Genomic DNA, 22,115 nt, shown 5'->3' with positions numbered 1-22,115 from the left:
CCAATTCATCCGGCTTGGGACACGAATCAGGGCGCGGACGCCTGCCTTCGTCGCCGACAGCGGCTGGAGGACCGTCTCAGAGCTGCGCGCCGGCGACCGCCCGCGTACCCGAGGAGCCCCGGGGCCCGGGCTGCCCCGCCGCTCATCGGCACGACCACGGGAAGCGGGTCCCGGACACCGCCGGTGTCAGTGCCAGTTGGCAGTATGACCCCATGAGCAAGGTAGTGAATTTCAGCATGGCGAACCGCGGAGAGGTCGCGCGTTTCGTACCCGCCCGCGATCTGACCGAGGACGAAGAGCGGCGTCTGCGCACGATGCGGGAGAAGGCGCGGGCCCGTCAGGACGATCTCGATGCCCAGGAAGTGGACTGGGGACTGCCGGTGCAGGACGCGCTGGAGGGGCTGATAGCCGGTCGGGCGGACTCCACCGCCCAGTACGCCGGCTGCGCCTATTACGCGGCCCTCCAGATCGTCATCGATCACAACGCCTCCGACCCCGACACCCTGGGGAGTTACCGGAGCCCCGTCACCTACTTCTCCGCGCTGGACGACGCGTTGAAGGCGGCGGGCGTCCCCGCGGACCTGCTGCCCTACCAGTACGTCTTCAGCGGTCCGCCCACGGAGATCGGGRTCCACATCCCCGGCCCGGTGGACGGCTCACCCGAAATCGGCTGCTGGCCGCTGGCGCAGGCCGGACCCGCGGTGGACGCCTACCGCGCGGTGCTGGACCGGATCGACCCTGCTCTGCGGTACGACCTGGAGGAGCTGATCAAGGTTCTCGACGACTGGGCCTCCGAGTGGAACGACGGCCGGGGCGCCTGGTGGTGGGCCGAGGACGGCTCGATCTTCTTCTCCATCACCGGCTGACCGACGGTACGCAGCCCGGGGGCAACCGCACATGCCGCGACCGACCCGTGTCCGGATCGGCAGCGGCTACGACCAGCAGCTCTACGTCTGCCCGGCGGCGCCGGAGCACCCCCACATCGAGCTGATGCAGTAGCAGCCCGGACGGCGACAACCGGGCGCCGGGAGAACAGGGACCCGTCGTCCGAAACGGGCGGGCGGTGAGGCCGCCTCGGTTCGGTGCGGGTCAGGGATTCCCTCAAGGGTGTTGCACCCTTGTCGTTTCGTCGGATGGACGTGGTGTTCGGGCTGTCGGCGCGGTGGGAGCCCGCAGGAGGTCTCGCCAGTCGGCAGGCCAATTGGCCAACGCGAGAACGCCCATGATGAGGAGGTGGGTCGGCGCGGCCCAGCTCTCCACCGCCGGGTCGTGGTTGACGATGTGGGTGGTGACCGCCCCGGTGAGCACGAACAGCAGCGTCGTGGTACCCAGGAAGCGTGTTCGCCTCTTGGGGATCACCAGCATGACGGCGGCGGCGCCTTCCAGGGCCCCGACCACGAAGCGCATCCAGGACGGGTAGCCCCAGTGGACGAACCTCGCGGAGTACGCCGAGCTGAATATCGTGTCGCCGGGCCAGTACTTGGTCACGGCGCCCAGCGCGAACTCGAAGGCCAGGAACCAGTAGAGACCGGTCATGAGTCGCTTCGACATGCTTGTCCCTTCAGAGGAATCGGGCAGGCCGGGCCTCCGCACGGCGATGGCATGCCGCCGGCCGGTCGATCGGTACGACAGGGCCGGCAGTCAGGACCGCGTGGGGGCGAGCGGCGCGGCAGCCTCCCAGACGAACCCGTCCGGGTCGGTGAAGGTGTCGGCGGTGCTGCCGAGGACGATGCGGTGCGAGCCCGTGCCGTCGGCGGGGACGCCGAGGTCCTTGGCCAGGGCGCGGCGCTTGTACAGGGCCAGCTTGACGGGGCTGGACTGACCGGAGGCGAACTCGACGTACTTGCCGCCGAAGCTCTTGGCCACGGTCAGGCCCCGGCCGGCGTAGAGCTGCTTGGTGGCCTTCACGTCCTCGACGCCGAGCAGCAGGACGATCTCGTCGATCTCGCGGGTGGCGGGGCCGGTGTCCTTCCTCGCCGAGGTCGCGATCTTCCAGATCGTCCCGTCCGGGGCCTGGACGACGCCGCCGTAGCCCCACAGCGACTTCGCGGCGGGCTTCAGCACCGTGGCCCCGGCGTCCACGGCGGCGCCGACGAAGCCGTCGACGGTGGCGGGCCCGGACACCGTGAGCGCCAGGGTGAAGCCGCGGAATCCGGTGGAGTGCGCCTCGGACGCCCGCAGGCGTATGTACGTGTCCACGCCGAAGGCGCTGTAGAAGAGGCGGGCGGCCTCGGGGTCGGCCACCTCAAGGGTGACGGACGCGAGGGACGTGTGGGCTGCGGTGGAAGCGGTGGTTGCCATGACCAACACGCTAGGGGCTGCACGAGGGCCGGGGCTTCTCGATTCCTGACCGGTCCTGAGCGGTTCGACCAGGTCTGCGGCGGGCGGGGGTTGCGGGCCTTCGCCTTCACCCCGCGAGCCCGGTGGCCGGCCACGACCTCGACGCGCTCCGGGCCCGCATCGCCGACCGCGATCCGCACCTCCGACTCGCGGCCCAACGGCCGGAAATTCCGGCCGTGTGTACTAGGATCCGCCGCTAGCGTCACTCGATCGACCATTGCTCCCCCCATCGGCAGGAGGCCCGATGATCGGCGTGCTCGTGACTTTCACGCAGACCGACAAGTTCGATCGTTCAACCGTCACAAAGATTGCCGGCGAACTCCGAGGGCCGTTCGAAGGCATGGCCGGTCTTCGCTTCAAGAGCTTCATGCTCGACGAAGACGGCGGGCAGGCAAGGAACTTCTACGTGTGGGACGACGAGGCGAAAGCCCGTGCCTTCTTCACCGAGGAGATCGTCGACAAGGTGACGGGGATTTATGGCGTCCCGCCGAAAATCGAATACCTCGATATCGTGGGGTTCGTCGATAATTCCGGCACCTGATTCCCGGGGAGGCTGTCGCGCAAAATGTCGTGCGCAGAGTAGATGTCAGTGAGACGCAGGGTCGTGTCAGCGCAGTGTGCGGCTGGCCCGGGCACATCCCACACGACCCGGGCCAGCCGCCTTGGTTCAGCGGTTCTGAACCAACCAGGTGATCCATGCGAGAAACGCGGCTCCTGCCGCCGATGCGAGGCCGCGCACGAGGCTGAACATCGCTGCACGGCCGAGCCGCCGCATGGTGCTGTCATTGCGCCTGTTCATGGGAGCCCCCACTTGTCGTGCCTGGCCCGTTGCCTAGGCATGGACAGAGGTTGGGGAGGTAACTGGCTGCTTGTCCGAAAGGGCGGGCAGGGCGGGGTGAACCTGCCTTAATCTGCTGGTCGTAGCCCTGCCCGCTGTGCCCGCTGCGGGCAGGCGGGCAGGCGGGCAACAGTTGAGGAGACGTCATCAGTACGGGGCACGCCCACCAGCTATACAGCCAGCTGCACGCGCTTCGAGAGCGCGCCAGGGCTGGCTGGAGGGCTGCTGGTGGAGTCTTCTCGCAGCGTGAGATCGAGAAGGCGCTGAGTCGGCCGCCGTACTCGATCAGCTTCCGGGGCAAGGCAGTCAGCGAATGGATTCCGGAGGACCCGGCGAAGGCCAAGGTGCCTCATGACGCCGACGTTGTGTGGGCGCTGGTTCGCTTGTGGTGCACCTGGGCCGGGGAACGTGAGCCAAGCGAGAGGTACTGGCGCAATCTCGTCGAGCGGGCCCAGCCAGCTCGCGCTGCGCGGGCTGGGGTGGTGGGGGTTGGCCGGCTGATCGCCGAGCACAGCGACCAACTGATCCTTGACGATCTGCAAGTGCACCCGGCTGTCGAAGCCGGTGGCTCCCTCGGCCTGCTGCCGGCCTACGTGGAGCGCGAGCACGACGGTCGGCTCCGTGAGCTGATCGCGGCCGCCCGGGAAGGGCAGAGTGGCATTGCTGTGCTGGTCGGCGAGTCCTCCACGGGCAAGACCCGGTCGTGCTGGGAGGCCGTCAAGGCGCTGCCGAGGGACTGGCGGCTATGGCATCCCATCGAGCCGGACCACGCAAAGGCCCTGATCACACAGCTGGACGACGTGAAACCGCACACTGTGGTGTGGTTGGACGAGATCCGCCGCTATCTCCTCGACAACCGGGAGCACAGCGCGGAGGTCGCCGCCAGGCTCCGGGCGCTCTTGGCCGACTCCACACGCTCGCCGGTGCTGGTGCTAGCAACCATGTGGCCACAGGATTGGGACGTGCTTCACACCATGCCAGGACTCGATGCGGGCCCGGACCTGCACGCGAACGCCCGGCAGTTGGTCAAGGGAAAAGGCATCGAGGTACGGCCGGCGTTCACCGCCGACGAACTGGCGACCGCGCACGAACTTGCCGCCGGTGATCCTCGGCTGGGCGAGTCCCTCGCCCGAGCAGAACAGGGACAGATCACTCAGTACCTCGCTGGCGCTCCGGCCCTCTTGGAGCGCTATCAGCACGCTCCGGCGGCCGCGAAGGCTCTCCTGCACGTCGCGATGGACGCCCGTCGCCTCGGCCATGTCCGGGACCTGCCGCTACCCCTGCTGGAAGCCGCAGTTCCCGGCTATCTGACCGACCGCCAGTGGGATGCCCTGCCGGAGAACTGGCTGCGGACGGCTGTGGACTACCTCACCGACCAAGCGGCCTGCCGGGGCGCCCGTAGCCCGTTGTACCGGCCCCGCCCGCGCGGCCGCCGCAGCACCAACGAACAGCCCGGGTACCAGCTGGCCGACTACCTGGAACAGCACGGACACACCACCCGGCGCGGCTTCGTGCCCCGCTCGGAGTTCTGGGACGCCGTTGCGCTACACGCCAACGGCGATGACCTGATCGCCCTGGCCGAGTCGGCGGAGAACCGCTGCCGAACCCGCATCGCCTTCGAGCTCTACCGGCGGGCTGCCGAGGCAGGCAGCATCGCGGCATGGCGGCCGATGATCCAGATACGTCGCGAGCAGGAGGACCATACGGCAGTCGAAGCTCTGACTCGCGAGGCTGCCGACGCAGGTAGCCCTGGTGCACTGCTCCGGGTGGCGGCTGAGATGGTGAAGAACGACCTTGAGGCGGCTGAGCAGCTCGCCTGGCGAGCCTATGACGCCGGCGACCCTGAGGCACTTCTGTTGGTGGCCCACCAGCACCTGGAAGCCGGTGAACACGAGAAGGGCTCGGCCCTGCTGCACACTGTGGCGCAGAAAGTGATCTCCCAGGGCGTCGACAACCCCTTCGATGTCCGCGACCTGTCGGTGCTCCTTGAGTCCGCGGGTGAGCGGGAGCTGGCTGCGACGGTCGCCCTCACCCTGGCTCCGCGCGACCACGCCAGCGCCGTCGACGACTTGGTGAAACATCGGGAAGACGCGGGCAACCCGGATGCCGCCGAGGAACTCGCATGGCGAGCCGCCGACATAGGTGCAACCGGGGCTCTTTGGGGGCTCGTGCGTCAGCGTGACCTGCGTGACCACGATGCCGCGATGGCTCTCGCGCAACGCGTCAGGGGCGAGGATCGGCCCCCATGGCCGCAGGTGCGCGAACTCGAAGCACGAGGCGACCAGCATGCCGCCGAAACCCTGGCGGTCCGATCGGCCGCCGTGGACTCGGCTATCCACTACTCCTGGTGGTTGTCCGTGGTACTGGCCACAGAGAAGCAGTCCGACGAGGGCGAAAGCCCCGCCCCCCAGGAAGACGTCTTCTGGTTCGAGGAGTACTTCATCAAGCCGAGTGCCCTCGACCGGCTGATCAGCCTCTTTGAGCAGCGCGACCCCGCCGCGGCTACTGCACTTGCCCTTTCGGCGGCCATCGACAACGTGTCTCAGAGCGATGCTGATCCCCTCAACGGGATCAGTCCGGTGCTCTCGCAAGCCGTCACCGGCCTGGTGCACTTGATGGCTTCAAGAGAAAGGGCAGGCGAGCACGAGGCTGCCGAACAACTGGCATGGCAGCTCGTGGAAGCGGGACACGGCTATGCCTTAGAGCCCCTGGTTCTCCTCCGGGAGGAGGAGAACCCCACCGCCAGGCACACACTCATGGAAAAGGCGCGACGAGGGACGCTGCCTGCAGCCTGGGAATGGCTGGCAGACCAGCATGATGATGCTGGCGAGCTAGACACGGCCGATGATCTTGCGCTGCGCGCTGCATACCAGGGCCACCCCAGTGCGGCACGCGAACTCGCCGACCGACGGAGCAAGGCAGGTGACAATCACCGTGCTGAAAGGCTGTGGCGCCAGTTGGCCGAACTCGGTGCAACCGACGCCTGGGAGGAACTTGCAAAGCTTCATACGAAAGCCCGGAACTGGGCCGAAGCTGAGAGTTGCGCCCGAAAGGCCATTGATAGGGGGTCCAGTTACGCGATCCTCGCGCTCCACGACGTCTGGGAAGGCATGGGCCACCCAGACGCGGACCGCCTGCTCTTCGGGCTCGACGCCGAAGGCCGGGCCTCCGCTCGCTGGTGATGACCTCCACCACAGAATGCTGGCATCCGTCGAGTAGCACCGAACCAGGTCCAGGGCACAAGCTGGAGCTGAAGTGGACCTCAAATGCGGATCAGACCGCAGGCGAGAAGCCGGGCCGCCACTATCACCTACCGGTGGTGGCGGCCTCGTCGTACGCGGCGAGGGTGCGGTAGAGGGTGGAGCGGCCGACGCCGAGGTGCCGGGCGATGGAGGTGACGGGTTCGTTGGCGTCGCGGCGGCGGAGAGCGATGGCGAGCATGTCGCCGTCGATGGCGGGAGGGCGGCCTCCGTGCTTGCCGTTGGCGGCGGCGGTGTCCAGGCCGATCAGGGTCCGTTCGTGGATGAACTCGCGCTCGATCTCCGCCATGGCGGCGAACATCACGAACAGCACCTTCCCGGCGCCCTGCGGGTCGTAGATGCCGGACAACGGGCCGCCAAGGATCTCCAGGCGGTGGTCGCGTTCGGCGAGGTTCTGGGCGGAGGTGATCAGCTCGACCATGTTGCGGCCGAGCCGGTCGAGCATGGTGACGGTCAGGGTGTCAGCCGGGCGGAGGTCGGCGAGCGCGGCGTTGTACTCGGGCCGGATCTTCTCGCGGGTGCCGATCTTCTCGACGTGGATGCGTACGCAGCCGGCCTCTTTCAGGAGGCGGACCTGTCCGGCGAGGTCTTGGCCCTTGCTGGAGACGCGGGCGTATCCGATGCGGTCGCCGGCTCGCGCGAGCGCGTCGCCGACGGCGAGATCGGGTTCGGGGCCGGGCTGCCACGGCCGGCCCGGGCCTCGGGCGGCGGGGGTGCGGATCGCGGGGCCGGACTTCAGCGCGGGGATCTTGCCGTAGCGGCCGGTGTGGTAGTCGGGGTCCCAGTAGTTCCCGCCGAAAAAACAACGCTAAGGCCGCGAGGCTCCCTCTGATCTGGGGTGATCTCGGGGAAGGCGGGGCGGTGGCCCGTTGCCGGGCGCAGGGTGGCTCGTTGGGCTGACCGGGTGACGGTGACGGGAGGGCGGGCGGGCGGATGGCGACGAGGGTTTTCAGTGATGAGGAGCTGGAGGCCCTGCGGTCGTTCCCGACGATCGGCAAGGACGAGCTGATCCGGTACTTCACCCTCACCCCGGCGGACGAGGCGTTCCTGCGGAAGTTCCGCCGGGCCCAGAACGTGCTCGGCGCCGCTGTGCAGCTGTCTGCCCTGCCTTGGCTGGGCTTCGTCCCCGACGATGTGCCCGCCGCTCCGCCTGCGGCGGTCGGCCGCCTGGCTCGCGAACTCGGCGGCCGCGCCGACGCCACCGTGTGGCTCATCTGGCCCGTCACCGAAGACGACGCGTACGTGAAACCGCCCGTACGCGCCTTCCACGACGCCGGATACCGCTTCCAGGCGATCGACCTCACTGCCTTCGCCCGCGAGCTCCCGCCCTCGCCCCGCTCCCTCACCAGCGGGCTGCGCGCCGACGCCAAGACCCCGTGGGCCGAAGGCGTCGGCCCCGTCCTGCCCATGCAGGACTTCCCCGTCTTCCTCGCCCACTGCCGGGCGAAGCTCCCCGGCAACACCTTCACCGCCCTGAACGAGGTCTACGGCCGCGAGGTCCACCTGGCCGACCAGTGGCTGACCCGCCGCGGCCTGGCCAGCCACCACCTCACCGCGGGAAGCCTGCGGCACACCCGCGCCCTCGGCGCCCGCCTCACCTTCTACCTCCGCGACCACCGCATCGGCCCCGCCCCCGACCAAGCCCACGCACTCGCACGGCTCCGCGCCGTCCAGGTCGCCCTGTTCCTGCGCGGCTACCTCCTGCGCTGGCAGTACGAGACCCTCGGCGCCGATCCCACCACCCGCCTGCTCAGCCAGCTCACCGAACGCGTCTGCGGGAACACCGCCCCCGACGGCAGCAGCGTCCGCGTCCCGCCCACCGGCAGCCCGTACGAGCCGGAGGAGACCCGCTATCTCCGCGTCCCCTGGCGGTGGAAGTTCCACCACCACACCCCGCACGAGCTCAACGCCCTCCAGGTCCTCCACCTCGAATCCGACGACCCCGTGCTCCTGCCGGAGCACGCCGCCCCGCTCGTCGCCGCCCACCTCGCCTACCGGCGCAGCCAGGGCGCCACCGACACCGACCCCCTGTTCATCCACGACAAGGCCCCGGGCAACAAGAGTCCGGAACTCCACCTGCGTGAATCGGTCATCCGTACCTGCCACCGCATCCACTTCAACCCGGCCTGGCTCCACCGCTCCCACTGCCGCCACGGCGACGAGACCGGACACGACGCCGCGGCCGCCGGGTGGATGCACTACCGGGGCCTGGACCTCATCGCCCGCAGCGACAACGTGCGCAGCCGCCTGTGACCGAGCCGATCTCCTCCGGCCGTCGCCTTCGCCGCGAGGGCCCGCAGCGGCGCCGCGACTCGGTGCAGAGATCGCACGTCATCAAGCGGCGCCTCCTGGCCGCCGGGATGACCGGCTGGCAGCTCGCCGACCTCCTCGGCGTCCACGAGCACCAGATCGACCTGGAAGAACTTCCGGACCTGCCCGTCCGGGTCCTGCTCGAACTCGCCCGCCGCCTCGACATGCACCCGGCCGACCTGATGCCCGGCTCCGACGAACTCTTCGAGCTGCCCCGCCACCGCCAGGTCATCGACCGCCGCCCGGCCGGCGCCGACCACGACGCGCTCACCGTCCTCACCGCGCTCGCGTCCGCGGACGGCCCCCTCACCGCCGACGCCCTCGCGGCCGCCTTGTCCTGGACCCGCCACCGGCTCGACGCCGCCCTCGACCACGCCCGCGCTCACCCCGACGTCGGCGGCGTGCTCGTCCTGCGGCACGTCGCGTCCGAGGCGTATACCGTCACCCCGCGCCTCGACGTCCTCGACTCGTACCAGGTCGACGCCCTCACCGGGCGGAAGAAGCCCCCCGCGTCCGTACGCGGCCCGATCCAGCCTGCCGAGGCCGAGGTTCTCCTCCGCGTCTGGGTCGACGGCGGAATCGACCCCCACGACGCCGTCCAGCGTCAAGCCCTCGAAGACCTCGCCGCCGCCGAGATGGTCACCCGCGGCGACATCATCGACCGCTTCCACGACAACGTGCTCTACAGCCTCCGGATGCTTCCCGAGCCGTCACTGCCTACTGACACGGACTCTGCGATCCCACTGTCATAACCCTGCGCATCCCACTGACATCCACCCTGCGCACGACACTGATCCAATTTGGTGTGTCCTGTGAAAACAATCGTTGCGACCGCAGGTTCGGTGGACGTGAGGTGTCGCAATGAGCGGGTCGCCACCCAGGGTTGAATCTGTGCAGATTGACTCTGCGAATCTGGTGTCGGTTGAGCCGACGCGAGGGCTTCAGCGAGGCGTCAGGTCTGTTGAGATGGCGTAGCCGATGGCTGCTGCCTCCCGGACAACATGTGCCATGTCCACTCCGGAGTTCAAACTGGTGATGAGCTCGCGGGTGAGTGGCTGCTGTGCGTAAACGTGGCGGAGGGCGTTGATGTCGATCGTGGTCTCGTAGTAGTCCTCGGCGAACCTTTGGAAGGCCTCAGGTGTCGGCTCGGTGAGCAGTTGAAAGAGCCATCCAGAGCCGTCAGGGTCTGCGTGTCCTTCGGGGAAGGTGATCTCTCCAGCCTGCCAGCTGTCACTGCCCATCTCCCGCCATATGCAGGCGGTAACGACGGGCATGCCTTCGTCCGTGAATGCAGGCTCCTCGACGTATGCCTGAAACACTCCGGGGACTGAGTCCACCACGCCTGGCCAAGGCTCGTCGTCGACATATGGGCTCATCGGTGACTCGTGGTCGAACCCTCGGACGTATGCGCCTGCGGCCGCGAAGATGATGTCGAACTCGTCTCCTGACCCGTTGCGCATCGAGGCGATTTCCTCCGTCTCGGACCAATCCCGGCTGAACGAGTAGTACCTATCGCCGCTTGGGTTCAGTACTGCTTCCAGCATGGCTATGGACCGACACACATCCCGGAGGACGGGGACATCGGGAAGTCTCTGGGCAACGTCGTGGACAGTCATGCCGTTCATCTAAGCGGGTGTCTCTGACAGCCGCTCGGTCGCAGGCTGGGCCAAGGCCTAGCTTTGGCGTGCGGTCTTGGCCTCATTGAACGAGCGGACGCTCGCGCTGTGCAGGATGTTGCCCTCGAAGTCCACGAAGTTCGGTGTCCATTCCCGGACGAGGACGGCCTTGACGTGGTTGTGAAACAGCAGCGTCCTGCCTGCGTTTCGCCTTGTGCGGCCGAACCAGAGGACACCCTTCTCGTGTCGATGGGATCGGCTGGCGTGGCGGGGGGAAAACTCGCCGTTTGAACGGCCGGGCGAGTAGGTCATCAGCGGCTTCCAGCAGGGGTAGCGGCAGGTCCCGGACATGGCCGAGGCGACGGGCGTCCATCGCGACGTGCATGATGATGACACCGCGGCGGCCGGAGATCTGCTGCCGGTTGAGCTGGACCAGCAGCCGCGAGGTCGCGATGACCCTCCGGATCGTCGGCGTGTTCACCAGCGGCAGGTCAGCGTGATAGTTCCGACGCAGGTCTTCATCCTGAACTCGTTCGCGCCTGCCCAGCGCGGCCCGCTCCGAGGCCGCCAGAAGGACTGGAGGCGTGGGTTCGTGCTCGACGAAGTGGCGCCATCCCTCCTTCGTCGTCAGCGGACTGTCCGGCGGTAGTTCCCAGGCCGGGGAAGGGGCCGGGATACGGGGTGAGACTGGCTTGCTCATAGCCACCTTTCGGCTTCTGCGTGAGCGTCGAAGACACCGAACGGGATGACCGGAGCCGAAGGCTCCGCCACCTGGGGCTTCTGTGCCGGATCGGGTTCGGCCCTGGGGGAAGGCGGGCGGTGGGCGGCAGCGCCCTGCCGGGTGCGGCCGGCGATCCGGGCTGTCTGCGTGTCCGGTCCGTGCTCGGCCCGGGTCAGGAGCTGGTCCAGGACCCGCGCGACGGCTGCTTCCTGCGTGTCGTCCAGCCCGGCCTGGGCGGCCAGTCGGCGGGCGTGCTGCCAGGTGAAGTCCGCGAACGGCGCATTCACCAGAGGCAGGTGGACCCACGGGACCGTGATCCAGCCCTGCGGGGTGCGTACGAACACCTGGGACAGGTCGTAGGGATCGTGGTGCACTTCCCAGAGCCCGCGCTTCGTGGCGTTCCCGGAGTGCTGGCGGCGCCAGGGGCCCAGGTCCGCGCTGTCGTAGGTGCGGTGGCCAATCCGGATTCCGTAGTCGTTGACCGCCCGCCAGGCCACCGGCAGTAGCTCCAGGTAGTCCTCGCCCCGCAGCACCAGCGGCAGATAACCGGCGGCCGCCACCAGCGAGGCGTACTTGTCGTTCGGCGACATGGCCTTCTTGGGCCTGAACGGGTCGCGCAGAGCATCGTGTGGCCGCATCTGCCACCCGGCCAGCACCCACTCGTCGAGCAGGTCCTGAAGTTCGGGGACCGTCCAAACCGCCTGATCCTCGACCCGCTCGCCTCGGCGCGAGACGTTCGGGCCCGTGTAGCCGGCGAGGTGCTGACAGAACAGGGTGTTGATCGCCGAGAACGTGGCCTCCACGATCGCCTTGTCCGTGGGCGTGCGCGGCCGGGCCCGCTGGATGGAGATCCCCAACCGGTCGCAGGCCCTGGTGAAGGTGTCGGACAAGAAGACCTTCCCACCGTCGATCACGACGGTGTCCGGCACGATCACCGGCTTCGCAGCCGCCTGATCCATCCGTGCGTCCACGTTCAACAGGTGTTGGTGCGGCATCCGCGAGGCCATCATCCGCAGCGACTGCGACCAGCCCGGTCGCATCGGCTCGGGAACCAGCATCCGCGCGAGCAGCAAGGCGGCATCCACCGCCTTCGTGCCCACCGGCCGCAGCACGGCCGCGCAGATACTGCGGGTGGCGACGTCAACCGCGATCGTCAGATCCGCTCGAATCGTCAGCCCGGAATCCAGCACCACCATCACGTCCAGCGGTGTGGAATCGATCTGTACTTGTTCGCCAGGCCGGGCCGCGAACGTCGGTGTGAACGGGCCCTGCGGCCTGTTCGCCGTCTGGCGCCGCGTGACCGCCGAACCGAAGGTGTGGCGGCCGGTCGATAGGGCATCGACGAGCTTGTAGAGCGTGCGCTGACTCGGCATCGGCACCACCCCCGGCCCGTGAGCGGCCTCTACCGCCTTCACCACCCGGCGGATCAACCGCGACCGGGTCCCCGTCGAGGTGTGGGTCTCCCCGGCGACGGCCTCCTCGATCGCAGCCACCAACCGGGCGTCCGCACGGCCCGTGGCCTCCGAGACGCGCGCGGTCCGTTGGTCGACCAGCCCCCAAAGTCCCTGCCGCGCGTAGGCGTAACGCCTGCTCTGGATCGTGCGGATACCCACGCCAAGTTCTGCGGCCTTCGCCGCATCCCGCTCCACCACCGAACGCGACGCAGGATCGTACTCGGGCCGCGGAACTGAACCCGGCTCGGCACCGGGAGGCAGACCGGTCTCGACCTCCACAACATGGCGTTCCCATCGCCGGGCCGCGTCCAGCGCCGACTCTGGAACGGCGCTGAGCAGGCCGAACGGTTCCACCTCCGGCAGTGGCTCGGTCCCCGTGACGCTGAAGTCCGGGGAAGCCATCAGGTAGGACGCCAGAACCACGGTCTCCGTTCCGCTTTGCGAGCGCAGCCGCACCGACGTGCCAGCCAGGGCCACCACCTGATGGTCGCCGTCGTCGAAGGTCACCCAGTCGCCCGTCCGCAGGACTGCCGTGCGTTCGCCGCCCATCACTGCACTCCCGGCGATACGACGGAGGCGGCGTGCAGCGGCACCGACATGTCGACCATCAGCTCCTGCCACCAGAGCAGATGGAACAGCACGGGCAACAACGCGATCGGCTCCCCAGCCGAGCGGGCGCCGTCCATCAACGGACGGGGCTCGGCGAACGCCTTCCGAAGCTCAGTGGCCCACGGCTCCACCAGGTGCCGGGGGTGCCGGTAGCCGGCCAGCCACCGGACATTGGCCACCACGATTCGATCAGGCGCCCCAACGAGCCGGAACTCCCACTCCAACTGGTCACAGGCCCACCGTGTCGCGTCGAACTTCACCCAGTCCCTCGGCTTGCGGCGGTCAGCCGGCCGACAGTCCACCACGAGCGCCGACCCGTCGTCCCGCCGAGCGAAGTAGTCCGGCGCATGCGAGACGCCCTTGCCTTTGTCCGAGGTCCAGAACAGCCAGAACGGCTGCGAGGAGATCCCGACCACCGACGGGTCGAAATCCAGCAGCATCAGGTGGTCGCGCTCCAGCCAGGACTCGTACCCGATGTGCCCGCCCACGGTCGACGACCACCAGCGGCCGGGCAGGTGCCGCTGCCCGCGGTACGAGTGAAACTCGCGTACCGGCGCCGCAGCCTCGAACCGCACCGCCCACGCATCGGCCAGCGGACGGCGCATCTCAGACCCACCCGGGTCGAGGTAGCCGACCTCGAATCCGGCTGCTGGAGGGACCAGCACGCCACCAGGTAGAGCACGAAGTTCTTGGACCACGTGGACCCAACGAGACCACTTGTCGCAAGGTAACGCTGCACGTCGCAAGCCCTGTCGCAGTGTTGACGTGCACGTCGCAACCTTTGCCTTCAAAGTGTCGTGCGCAGAGTAGATGTCAGTGAGGCGCAGGGAGTTGTCGGTGACCCTCTTCTCCCCGCTGCGTTGTCTTCGTGGCATTGCCCTTGCGCCAGCCCCCGGGGCGGACGGGTCACTCACTGCGAAAGGCATGAGTGGGACGAGACGGCTCAGCTTGCGAGCCTCCGCCCGGCGTAGCGGCCGCCGTGCCGGACACAGCCGTCCTGGTTGCGTTCGGCCCTTACGCACTACCTGAAACTTCGTCAAACTACGTTCATGTCTGAAGCCTTATCGATCACAGAGGCGCGGCCGATCCTCGGAGACCTCGCCCGGCGCGTCGCTGCTACCCGAGAGCCCTTGATCCTCACCGATCACGGGCGGCCCATCGCCACCCTCATGCCGCTGTCTCCAGATCAGGGGCAAGAGAAGATCACCCGTGCCACCCGCCGCCCATGCCCGGGCCAGGACTGAAGCGTGGACGAAGCGCAGAGGATGATCGCCGACCGCTACCGGCTCATACACCCGATCGCCGAGGGTGGTTTCGGCCGGGTGTGGAAGGCCCACGACGAGGTGCTGAGGGCCGATGTGGTCGTCAAGGAAGTCCTTCTCCCCTTCGCCGCCGACCCAGATGAGCAGGCCAGGCGCCTCATGTACGCCGAGCGAGAGGCCCGCAACGCCGCCCGGCTCCGTCATCATGCGGGCATCGTTCCCGTCTACGACGTAGTCACCGCCGACGGCAGGCCCTGGATCGTCATGGAGCTGATCGACGGGTCCTCGCTGGAGGAACGGCTGAACACCCAGGGCCCGCTCTCGATGACCAAAACTGCCGAGATCGCCGACATTCTCCTCAAGGCCCTGGACGCGGCCCACAGCGCCAACGTCGTTCACCGAGACGTCAAACCCGCGAACGTCATGCTCGCCGCCGACGGGCGGGTCCTGCTGACCGACTTCGGCATCGCCACCTACCAGGTAGACACCCGGCTCACCACTGACGGCTCGGTCATCGGCTCCCTGGAGTACATCGCCCCCGAACGCCTCAACGGCGTCATCGGAACCCCCGCCAGCGACCTGTTCTCCCTCGGTGTCACCCTGTACCGCACTGTCGAAGGCGTCTCTCCCTTCCTCCGCGACTCGCCCACAGCCACCCTGGCAGCGGTGGTCATGGACGATCCCCCGCCCCTGCGCCGAGCGGGAAGACTCACCGCGCTCATCCAGACACTCCTCGCCAAAGACCCCAACGCGCGACCAACCGTGGCCGAAGCACGCGCCCTCCTGCGCGCCCCCAGGACGACGAGCAAGCCCAAGACGCACAAGCCCCCGGAGAGCTGGGAGAAGACGCCGCCCGAGGAGCCCGTCACCGAGGCCGCACTCCGCGCGAGGGGCTTCGAGCAGTCATGGACCGGCGACGAGGACCCTGAGGAGTTCAGCGAGTACCACGAGTCCTGGGTCGGATGGGTCATCTGTTACGGGCTCGGCCTCTTCCTGTTGGTCGTCTCGGCGACTCAATCGGGCGGCGCGGCATCCGGCATCGCTCTGGCGGTGGGGCTTGCGGTTTCCGGCCTCCCAAGCTTCGAGAAGTGGAGAGGTCGCCGGGACCTGAGGAAAAATATGAAGCCCAGAACACTGCGCATCGACCAGGACGGCGTCACCACCAGCGACGACTCCGGGGAGCAGTACATCCCGTGGACAGAGATCGAACAGATCAGCGTCCGCCACACCGAATCTGAAGTCTGGGGCCACAGTCTCCTCGCACTTCACATCCGGCCGCACATGCCGAAGCTCGGAGATCCGCCTCTGGTCTTGTACCGCACCGCCGGACAGCACATGGAAGGCGACCCAACGGACCCCAATCAGCGCAAGGGGGTGCCCGTGTGCGTGCTCGGTCCGATGCCTGGACCTCGCCGAATCGACCTCAAGAACGCAGTCATTGCCTTCACGAAACAGCCACTGGAGACGGAATGGAACTGGTGACTCGCCTTTCGGTCGGCACGTCGGAGTGCCACGAACTCGGCATCGACGGCTTCTCCATCGCACCCGGAGAGGACAGCGCCATCTTCAGGTGTTGACGCCCTGGCGGGTGTGGTCGGCCGTGGTGGCGGTGGCTTCGTCGTACGCGGCGAGGGTGCGGTACAGGGTGGAGCGGCCGATGCCGAGGTGCGCGGCGATGGCGGTGACCGACTCCTTCGCGTCGCGGCGCCGGAGTGCGACGGCGAGCATGTCGCCGTCGATCGCCGGCGGGCGTCCGCCGTGGTTGCCGTTTGCTGCGGCGGTGTCCAGGCCGATCAGTGTCCGTTCGTGGATGAACTCCCGCTCGACCTCGGCCATCGCGGCGAAGACAACGAACAGCACCTTGCCGGCGCCCTGCGGGTCGTAGATGCCGGACAGCGGGCCGCTGAGGATCTCCAGGCGGTGGTCGCGCTCGGCCAGGTCCTGCGCGGAGGTGATCAGCTCGACCATGTTGCGGCCGAGCCGGTCGAGCATCGTGACGGTGAGGGTGTCGGCCGGGCGGAGGTCGGCGAGGGCCGCGTTGTACTCGGGACGGATCTTCTCCCGGGTGCCGATCTTCTCGACGTAGATGCGGACGCATCCGGCTCCCTTGAGGAGGCGGACCTGTCCGCCGAGGTCCTGGCCCTTGCTGGAGACACGGGCGTACCCGATGCGGTCGCCGGACCGCGCGAGCCCGACGCCGAGGTCGGGTTCGGGGCCGGGCTGCCACGGCCGACCGGGTCCGCGCGCGGCGGGGATGCGGATCGCGGGCCCGGACTTCAGTGCGGGGATCTTGCCGTAGCGGCCGGTGTGGTAGTCGACGGCGACGACGCCGGAGTTCGCCCGGCACGCCGATCCGGTCGGTGCCCCGCAGCGCGGGCACGGCTCTCGCTCGACGAGCTCTGCGCGGGCGATCTCGTCCAGGTCGCCGTTCATGCGTTCCCCTCCCGTCTGGCCGCGCGAAGCGGCCCGTCCCGAAAACGCATCCCGGTTCGCCGTGGCTGCCCAGAGTTTCGGGACGCCTTTCGGGACGGGTTCCCGCCGCCGGGTGCCGTCTTGGACGCCCGTCCCGGAATCGGTCGATTCCGGGACGCACGGGCAAACGATGGCCGTAGGGATCTGCGCCCGGACCGCGCGCCCGTCGTGATCAGCGTGGACGGACCCGGGGCTACTGCCCGCCGATCACCCCTCGTTCACTCGTACGGACGAACGGGGCGGATGTCCCGATCACGTTTCAGGACGCTGCCGGAGACTTCCGGTCATGGAGGGGGCGGACGAGTCGAAGCGTGCCGCGGCGGTGGTCCGGCTGATCCAGCTGCGCGACGCCGAGCAGCTGTCGGCCGCGCACGTGCGGCTGGCCTCCGAGGGCCTGGGCGTCAGCGAGCGCACGGTGTGGCGGTGGCTGTCCGCCGGCGCCCGCGTCCCCGAACACCGCGGGCCCGAGCCGTACATGCTCAGCGAGACCGACCGGGAGGCGTACGCCCTGTACCGGGGGAACGTCGCCGCGGTGCACCGCGCCCGCCAGGCCGTGGTCGACGGGGACGGGACCACCGCCGGCGCCCCGGTCCCCGACTTCCTGCGCGAGGGCTGGGCGGACGCCGCCCCCGTCGCGCTGCGCACGATGCAGGTCGCCTTCGCCCGCGAGCTCACCCCGGCCGAGCGCGCCGCCTGGAAGGTTGGCGAGTCCGGGCGCCGCGCGAAGTCGGTGTATCTGCGGCGCCCGGACGAGGTCCGGGGCTGGGTCTGGGAGATGGACCACAAGCAGCTGCCGATCCTCGTGCACCCGCCCAAGGGCAAGCCGATCTCCCCGTGGATGACGACGATCGTCGACGATGGCACCCGGGCCCTGCTGGGCTGGTCCCTCGCGGTCGGCCCGCACGCGGGCACGGTCCTGACCGCGATGCGCATGGCCCTGGTCCACGACCCCGCCCTCTCGCCGTTCGGCGCGGTGCCCGCCCGCGTACGGATCGACCGCGGCCTGGAGTTCGCCGCCGCCACCATCAAGGACGTGATGGCCGCGCTGTGCGTCACCGTCCACCGCCTCCCGGCGTTCACCCCGCACCGCAAGGGCAAGGTCGAGCGGGTCAATCTGACCATCGAGCAGACCCTCATCTCCCTGATGCCCGGCTTCACCGGTGGCCCCCGCGACGCCGCAGGCCGCCTGTACGGACCGGTCGGCGACAGCCCGGCCGCCAAGCGCGCTGCCGAGAAGACGGGCGGCCCCATGCTCCTTGACGACTTCGTGGAGCGGCTCGCCCTGTGGGTGCGCTGGTACAACACTGATCGCCCGCACCGGATGCTCGACGGGCGCACCCCGCTGGCGGCGTGGCAGGAGGACGAGGCGCCCCTGCACCGGATCGACGCGGACAAGCTGCGCCACCTTCTGTTGGCCGGCGAGGAACGCACCATCGGCAAGGACGGCATCCGCCGGGGCGGCCTCTCCTACATCGCGCCCGAGATCTGTGGCCGGGTCGGCCAGGTCGTTCAGATTCGCTACATGCCGCACGACGACCGGACCATCGAGGTCTACCTGGGCGGCAAGCATCTGTGTACCGCGCTGCCGACCGGGCAGCTTACCGCCGAGCAGACCGAAGCCTTCCGCGTCCAGCAGCGCGACGAGGCCGCGCGCCTGGGCCGCGAACGCCGCCGGGCGTCCCGCCGGGCCCGCCGCGAGCTCGCGCCGATGACCGGCGACGGCACCCCGGCCACGGAGTCCCGGCTCGTCCCGGACAAGGTCGGCCGCGGCTCCTCCCGCCAGGCCCTGGACGCGGCCCTGCGCGCCCGCTCCTCCACCTCCCTGCTCGGCATCACCCCGATCACCAAGAACGAGGAGAGCTGAATGCCCCGGCACTTCGCCGACCTGACCGGCGCCGCGACGCTGCCGACCGGCACCTTCCAGCTCGCGCACCGCGTCGTGGACGACCTCGTCCTGAACAACGCCACCGGTGTCATCCACGGCCCGGCCGGCACCGGCAAGACGTACGCGGTCGAGGCCGCTCTGGAAGACCAGGCCCGTCGCGGTGGCCCTGCGGTGTGCGCGCTGTCCTTCACTGCCCGTCCGACCATGCGCCTGGTCGCCGACCACCTCCTGGCCGCGCTCACTGGCACCGTCGCCCCCAAGTCCCGCAACCGGTTCCACATCACCAACCGCTTGCTGGATCTGCTCTCCCACCCCAAGCGCCTGGTCGTCGTCGACGAGGCCCAGCGCCTCAACAGCGACTGCATCGAACTGCTGCGGCACCTGCACGACGAGCCGAAGACGAGGTTCGCCCTGCTCTACGTCGGCGGTGACGGCTGCTGGGAGGTCCTCTCCCGCGAACCGATGCTCCGCTCCCGCGTCTTCCGCCGTCTGCCCTTCCGCCCCCTGACCGCGGACGAGATCCCCGCCCTCATGCGGGACTACCACCCCATTTACGCCGGCGCGGACGACGCCCTGCTGCGGCAGATCGACGAGCTGTACGGACAGGGCACCATGCGCGACTGGGCCGCCTTCACCCACACCGCCGCCGGACTGTGCCGGGCAGCCGGCCGGGACCGCATCGACATCGAGGTCATCGACAACGCCCTCACCCTCTTCGGCGGCGGCGTATATGCCTGACACCACCGTCACCGAGGGCCCCGCCGGAGGCCTCAACCGTGCCCGGGTCGCCGGGCCCCGGCTCGTGTTCGTCCACAATCAGGACGACGACCACCGCGTCATCCCCCGCCTGGCCGCCATCGAAGGCCCCGGCCGGCTCGTCGTCCGCCCCACCCCCGGCGGCCGCACCAGCGACCTCGCCCTCGACATCCTTACCGCCACCGGCCGCAGCCCCACCACCCTGCTCGCCGACCGCACCTCCACCCCCGACGCCTGGCGCCAGGCCGCCGCATGGCTGTCCACCGACCAAGTCCGCCACATCGTCATCGACCGCGGCCACCGACTCCCTGACGGCGCCCTCGACCTTCTCGCCGAACTCGGTGCCCGCACCGCCGCCACGGTCTGGCTCATCTGGCCCGTCACCGAAGACAACGCATACGTCGCACCACCCCTGCGGGCATTCCTCGACGCCGGGTACCGCTTCGAGGCGATCGACCTGGCCACCTTCGTCCGCGAACTCCCACCACCCCTTCACACCCTCAACCGCGGCCTGCGCGCCGAGACCAAGACCTCGTGGGCCGAAGGGAACGGCCCCGTCCTGCCGATGCAGGACTTCCCCGTCTTCCTCGCGCACTGCCGCTTCAAGCTGCCCGGCAACACCTTCACCGCCGTCCGCGACGCCTACGACCACGAACTCCACCTCGCCGACCAGTGGCTGACCCGCCGCGGCCTGGCCGGCCACACCTGGACACCCGGCAGCCCCGGGCACACCCGTGCCCTCGGCGCCCGCCTCACCTTCTACCTGCGCGACCACCGCCTCGGCCCCGCCCCCGACCAGGCCCACGCACTCGTCCGCCTCCGCGCCGTCCAGGTCGCCCTCTTCCTGCGCGGCTACCTCCTGCGCTGGCAGATGGAAACCCTCGGCGCTGCCCCCACCACCCGCCTGCTCAGCCACCTCACCCCGCGCACCTGCGACAAGCTCCGCACCGCCGCCACCCCCGAGGCCGCCGCCGCGACCGCCCTGTCCATCCACCTCTCCCATGGGCCCACCGGCTTCGGCCTGATCACCTGCGGCAATACCGCCCCCGACGGCAGCACCCTTCATCTCCCGCCGGCAGGCAACCCGCACCTCGCCGAAGAGACCCGCTTCCTCACCGCTCCCTGGAAATGGAAACCCCACCGCTTCGCTCCCGGCCTCACCGCGCTGGACGTCCTCCACCTCCAGGCCGCCAGCCCCGTACTCCTGCCCGGGCACGCCGCCTCGCTCGTCGCCGCCCACCTTGCCTACCGTCGAAGCCAGGGCGCCACCGACACCGACCCCCTCTTCCTCCACGACAAGCACCCCGGCAACAAGAGCCCCGAGCCCCACCTGCGCGAAGCGATCATCCGGACCTGCCACCGCATCCACTTCAACCCGGCCTGGCTCCACCGCTCCCACTGCCGCCACGGCGACGAGACCGCCCGCGACGCCCAAGCCGCAGGATGGATGCACTACCGGGGTCTCGACCTCACCGCCCTCAGCGACGACCTACGCAGCCGCCTGTGAGCAGGCGCCAGTGGTCCACCCCCTGGCCCCGCGTCACCAAACGCGAGGGCCCTGGGCGGCGCCGGGACAGCGTCCAGACCTCCTACGTCATCAAACGGCGCCTCCTGGCCGCTGGGATGACCGGCTGGCAGCTCGCCGACCTCCTCGGCGTCCACGAGCACCAGGTCGACCTTGACGAACTCCCCGACCTGCCCGTTCGCGTCCTGCTCGAACTCGCCCGCCACCTCGACATGAACCCGGCCGACTTGATGCCCGGCTCCGACGAACTCTTCGAGCGGCCCCGCCACCGCCAGGTCGTCGACCGCCGTCCGGCCGGCGCCGACAACGACGCCCTCACCGTCATCACCGCGCTCGCGTACGCGGACGGCCCTCTCACCGCCGACGTGCTCGCGCTCGCCCTGTCCTGGACCAGCCACCGGCTCGGCTCCGCCCTCGACCACGCCCGCGCTCACCCCGACACCGGCGGCGTGCTCGCCCTACGGCACGTCCCGCCCGACGCGTACACCGTCACCCCACGCCTTGACGTCCTCGCCCCGCACCAGGTCGACGCCCTCACCGGACGGAAGAACCCCCGCCCCGACATCCGAGGCCCCATCCAGCCAGCCGAGGCCGAGGTCCTCCTCCGCGTCTGGGTCGACGGCGGAATCGACACCAACGACGCCGCCCAGCGACAGGCCCTCGAAGACCTGGCCGCCGCCGACATGGTCACCCGCGGCAACATCATCGACCGCTTTCACGACAACGTGCTCTACAGCCTGCGGATGCTCCCCGAGCCGCCAACACCCACTGACACGAACTCTGCGCCACCACTGTCATAACCCTGCGCATCCCACTGACATCAACCCTGCGCACGACACAAAACCCCGCCGTCCGGGCCGATTCGGACCATCGGGGAATGCCAGGGGACTTCCTCACACGCCATCGAGACCAACCGCTGCTAAGACTTGTCCCGTAAATGATCTTTGAGTCGCCCTGGGCAGGGTCGGTCGCGGTGCGATCCGCTGGCTTATCCGGCGAGGGCGAGGTTGTGCAGGCGGGCGATGCCGAGCATGGCTTGGTGCACTCCGTCGCCTTTGAGGCGGCAG

Annotated in this window: 21 protein-coding genes; 12 read left to right on the top strand and 9 right to left on the bottom strand. The window is 69.1% G+C overall.

Translation table 11 applies throughout. The annotated features are described in order from the left end of the window. Window positions 1-212: 212 nt before the first annotated feature. Window positions 213-866 (top strand): DUF7691 family protein, encoded by a 654-nt coding sequence (locus AB4039_RS04655; protein WP_442270052.1) that lies wholly within the window; start codon window positions 213-215, stop codon window positions 864-866. 235 nt (window positions 867-1,101) lie between these two features. Here AB4039_RS04655 and AB4039_RS04650 read toward each other — a convergent pair whose 3' ends face one another. Together AB4039_RS04650 and AB4039_RS04645 are read right to left on the bottom strand one after the other, a co-directional pair. Further along, the gene (locus AB4039_RS04650) at window positions 1,102-1,551 is read right to left on the bottom strand and encodes a DoxX family protein (protein ID WP_442270051.1); all 450 of its coding nucleotides are present in this window, start codon (window positions 1,549-1,551) and stop codon (window positions 1,102-1,104) included. Window positions 1,552-1,641: 90 nt separating this feature from the next. Continuing rightward, window positions 1,642-2,301 carry a glyoxalase gene (locus tag AB4039_RS04645; RefSeq protein WP_442270050.1) on the bottom strand — a complete coding sequence of 220 codons (660 nt, stop codon included), beginning with the start codon at window positions 2,299-2,301 and terminating at the stop codon, window positions 1,642-1,644. A gap of 283 nt (window positions 2,302-2,584) precedes the next feature. Here AB4039_RS04645 and AB4039_RS04640 point away from each other — a divergent pair, with 283 nt between their 5' ends. Then, entirely contained in the window at window positions 2,585-2,881 is a 297-nt protein-coding gene (locus tag AB4039_RS04640) for a hypothetical protein (protein WP_442270049.1), read from the top strand. A 126-nt stretch (window positions 2,882-3,007) separates the two neighbouring features. On the opposite strand, the gene AB4039_RS04635 is transcribed toward AB4039_RS04640, so the two are convergent. Continuing rightward, window positions 3,008-3,139: a hypothetical protein gene (locus tag AB4039_RS04635; RefSeq protein WP_442270048.1), complete on the bottom strand. Its 132-nt coding sequence runs from the start codon at window positions 3,137-3,139 to the stop codon at window positions 3,008-3,010. Window positions 3,140-3,660: 521 nt separating this feature from the next. On the opposite strand from AB4039_RS04635, the gene AB4039_RS04630 reads away from it, so the two are divergent. Then, window positions 3,661-6,360, top strand: a complete 2,700-nt coding sequence (locus AB4039_RS04630; protein WP_442270047.1) for a hypothetical protein — start codon at window positions 3,661-3,663, stop codon at window positions 6,358-6,360. A gap of 124 nt (window positions 6,361-6,484) precedes the next feature. Here AB4039_RS04630 and AB4039_RS04625 read toward each other — a convergent pair whose 3' ends face one another. Beyond that, entirely contained in the window at window positions 6,485-7,060 is a 576-nt protein-coding gene (locus AB4039_RS04625) for a recombinase family protein (RefSeq protein WP_442270113.1), read from the bottom strand. 311 nt (window positions 7,061-7,371) lie between these two features. On the opposite strand from AB4039_RS04625, the gene AB4039_RS04620 reads away from it, so the two are divergent. Further along, window positions 7,372-8,691, top strand: coding sequence for a DUF4158 domain-containing protein (locus tag AB4039_RS04620; RefSeq protein WP_442270046.1), 1,320 nt, complete (start codon window positions 7,372-7,374; stop codon window positions 8,689-8,691). After that, the gene (locus AB4039_RS04615) at window positions 8,688-9,500 is read left to right on the top strand and encodes a hypothetical protein (RefSeq protein ID WP_442270045.1); all 813 of its coding nucleotides are present in this window, start codon (window positions 8,688-8,690) and stop codon (window positions 9,498-9,500) included. The genes AB4039_RS04620 and AB4039_RS04615 overlap by 4 nt, the downstream gene beginning before the upstream one ends. A 189-nt stretch (window positions 9,501-9,689) precedes the next feature. On the opposite strand, the gene AB4039_RS04610 is transcribed toward AB4039_RS04615, so the two are convergent. Both AB4039_RS04610 and AB4039_RS04605 read right to left on the bottom strand, forming a co-directional pair. Further along, entirely contained in the window at window positions 9,690-10,364 is a 675-nt protein-coding gene (locus AB4039_RS04610; protein ID WP_442270044.1) for a hypothetical protein, read from the bottom strand. A gap of 57 nt (window positions 10,365-10,421) precedes the next feature. Further along, window positions 10,422-10,676 (bottom strand): hypothetical protein, encoded by a 255-nt coding sequence (locus AB4039_RS04605; protein ID WP_442270043.1) that lies wholly within the window; start codon window positions 10,674-10,676, stop codon window positions 10,422-10,424. Window positions 10,677-10,713: 37 nt separating this feature from the next. Here AB4039_RS04605 and AB4039_RS04600 point away from each other — a divergent pair, with 37 nt between their 5' ends. Further along, window positions 10,714-11,013 (top strand): hypothetical protein, encoded by a 300-nt coding sequence (locus AB4039_RS04600; protein ID WP_442270042.1) that lies wholly within the window; start codon window positions 10,714-10,716, stop codon window positions 11,011-11,013. 47 nt (window positions 11,014-11,060) lie between these two features. Here the strand turns inward: AB4039_RS04600 and AB4039_RS04595 are convergent, their stop codons facing one another. Together AB4039_RS04595 and AB4039_RS04590 are read right to left on the bottom strand one after the other, a co-directional pair. Beyond that, window positions 11,061-13,088 carry an integrase gene (locus tag AB4039_RS04595; protein WP_442270041.1) on the bottom strand — a complete coding sequence of 676 codons (2,028 nt, stop codon included), beginning with the start codon at window positions 13,086-13,088 and terminating at the stop codon, window positions 11,061-11,063. Further along, window positions 13,088-13,753, bottom strand: a complete 666-nt coding sequence (locus AB4039_RS04590) for a TnsA-like heteromeric transposase endonuclease subunit (RefSeq protein WP_442270040.1) — start codon at window positions 13,751-13,753, stop codon at window positions 13,088-13,090. The genes AB4039_RS04595 and AB4039_RS04590 overlap by 1 nt, the downstream gene beginning before the upstream one ends. Before the next feature lie 444 nt (window positions 13,754-14,197). Here AB4039_RS04590 and AB4039_RS04585 point away from each other — a divergent pair, with 444 nt between their 5' ends. Both AB4039_RS04585 and AB4039_RS04580 read left to right on the top strand, forming a co-directional pair. Then, on the top strand, window positions 14,198-14,392 hold the full coding sequence (locus AB4039_RS04585) for a type II toxin-antitoxin system Phd/YefM family antitoxin (protein WP_442270039.1): 195 nt from the start codon (window positions 14,198-14,200) through the stop codon (window positions 14,390-14,392). Between the two features lie 3 nt (window positions 14,393-14,395). Next, window positions 14,396-15,892 (top strand): serine/threonine-protein kinase, encoded by a 1,497-nt coding sequence (locus tag AB4039_RS04580; RefSeq protein WP_442270038.1) that lies wholly within the window; start codon window positions 14,396-14,398, stop codon window positions 15,890-15,892. Between the two features lie 84 nt (window positions 15,893-15,976). Here the strand turns inward: AB4039_RS04580 and AB4039_RS04575 are convergent, their stop codons facing one another. After that, window positions 15,977-16,843 carry a recombinase family protein gene (locus AB4039_RS04575; protein WP_442270037.1) on the bottom strand — a complete coding sequence of 289 codons (867 nt, stop codon included), beginning with the start codon at window positions 16,841-16,843 and terminating at the stop codon, window positions 15,977-15,979. Between the two features lie 325 nt (window positions 16,844-17,168). On the opposite strand from AB4039_RS04575, the gene AB4039_RS04570 reads away from it, so the two are divergent. From AB4039_RS04570 to AB4039_RS04555, 4 genes are read left to right on the top strand one after another with little or no spacing between them, the layout of a single operon-like run. Beyond that, window positions 17,169-18,746 (top strand): Mu transposase C-terminal domain-containing protein, encoded by a 1,578-nt coding sequence (locus tag AB4039_RS04570; protein ID WP_442270036.1) that lies wholly within the window; start codon window positions 17,169-17,171, stop codon window positions 18,744-18,746. Next, the gene (locus tag AB4039_RS04565; RefSeq protein WP_442270035.1) at window positions 18,747-19,505 is read left to right on the top strand and encodes an AAA family ATPase; all 759 of its coding nucleotides are present in this window, start codon (window positions 18,747-18,749) and stop codon (window positions 19,503-19,505) included. Further along, the gene (locus tag AB4039_RS04560) at window positions 19,498-21,030 is read left to right on the top strand and encodes a hypothetical protein (protein ID WP_442270034.1); all 1,533 of its coding nucleotides are present in this window, start codon (window positions 19,498-19,500) and stop codon (window positions 21,028-21,030) included. Before AB4039_RS04565 ends, AB4039_RS04560 begins: the two co-directional genes overlap by 8 nt. Next, window positions 21,027-21,848: a helix-turn-helix domain-containing protein gene (locus AB4039_RS04555; protein WP_442270033.1), complete on the top strand. Its 822-nt coding sequence runs from the start codon at window positions 21,027-21,029 to the stop codon at window positions 21,846-21,848. Before AB4039_RS04560 ends, AB4039_RS04555 begins: the two co-directional genes overlap by 4 nt. Window positions 21,849-22,115 lie beyond the last annotated feature (267 nt).

It is taken from the genome of Streptomyces sp. M-16 (assembly GCF_052114405.1).
Lineage (GTDB): Bacteria > Actinomycetota > Actinomycetes > Streptomycetales > Streptomycetaceae > Streptomyces.
This window is presented reverse-complemented; position numbering and strand designations above follow the sequence as displayed.

Bases quoted from the DNA above. Each gene is read 5' to 3' on its own strand.
- AB4039_RS04610 (WP_442270044.1), bottom strand. From the start codon at position 10,364: ATGACTGTCCACGACGTTGCCCAGAGACTTCCCGATGTCCCCGTCCTC.
- AB4039_RS04595 (WP_442270041.1), bottom strand. From the start codon at position 13,088: ATGGGCGGCGAACGCACGGCAGTCCTGCGGACGGGCGACTGGGTGACC.
- AB4039_RS04560 (WP_442270034.1), top strand. From the start codon at position 19,498: ATGCCTGACACCACCGTCACCGAGGGCCCCGCCGGAGGCCTCAACCGT.
- AB4039_RS04575 (WP_442270037.1), bottom strand. From the start codon at position 16,843: ATGAACGGCGACCTGGACGAGATCGCCCGCGCAGAGCTCGTCGAGCGA.
- AB4039_RS04640 (WP_442270049.1), top strand. From the start codon at position 2,585: ATGATCGGCGTGCTCGTGACTTTCACGCAGACCGACAAGTTCGATCGT.
- AB4039_RS04620 (WP_442270046.1), top strand. From the start codon at position 7,372: ATGGCGACGAGGGTTTTCAGTGATGAGGAGCTGGAGGCCCTGCGGTCG.
- AB4039_RS04645 (WP_442270050.1), bottom strand. From the start codon at position 2,301: ATGGCAACCACCGCTTCCACCGCAGCCCACACGTCCCTCGCGTCCGTC.
- AB4039_RS04600 (WP_442270042.1), top strand. From the start codon at position 10,714: ATGGCCGAGGCGACGGGCGTCCATCGCGACGTGCATGATGATGACACC.
- AB4039_RS04570 (WP_442270036.1), top strand. From the start codon at position 17,169: ATGGAGGGGGCGGACGAGTCGAAGCGTGCCGCGGCGGTGGTCCGGCTG.
- AB4039_RS04605 (WP_442270043.1), bottom strand. From the start codon at position 10,676: ATGACCTACTCGCCCGGCCGTTCAAACGGCGAGTTTTCCCCCCGCCAC.
- AB4039_RS04650 (WP_442270051.1), bottom strand. From the start codon at position 1,551: ATGTCGAAGCGACTCATGACCGGTCTCTACTGGTTCCTGGCCTTCGAG.
- AB4039_RS04635 (WP_442270048.1), bottom strand. From the start codon at position 3,139: ATGAACAGGCGCAATGACAGCACCATGCGGCGGCTCGGCCGTGCAGCG.
- AB4039_RS04590 (WP_442270040.1), bottom strand. From the start codon at position 13,753: ATGCGCCGTCCGCTGGCCGATGCGTGGGCGGTGCGGTTCGAGGCTGCG.
- AB4039_RS04585 (WP_442270039.1), top strand. From the start codon at position 14,198: ATGTCTGAAGCCTTATCGATCACAGAGGCGCGGCCGATCCTCGGAGAC.
- AB4039_RS04565 (WP_442270035.1), top strand. From the start codon at position 18,747: ATGCCCCGGCACTTCGCCGACCTGACCGGCGCCGCGACGCTGCCGACC.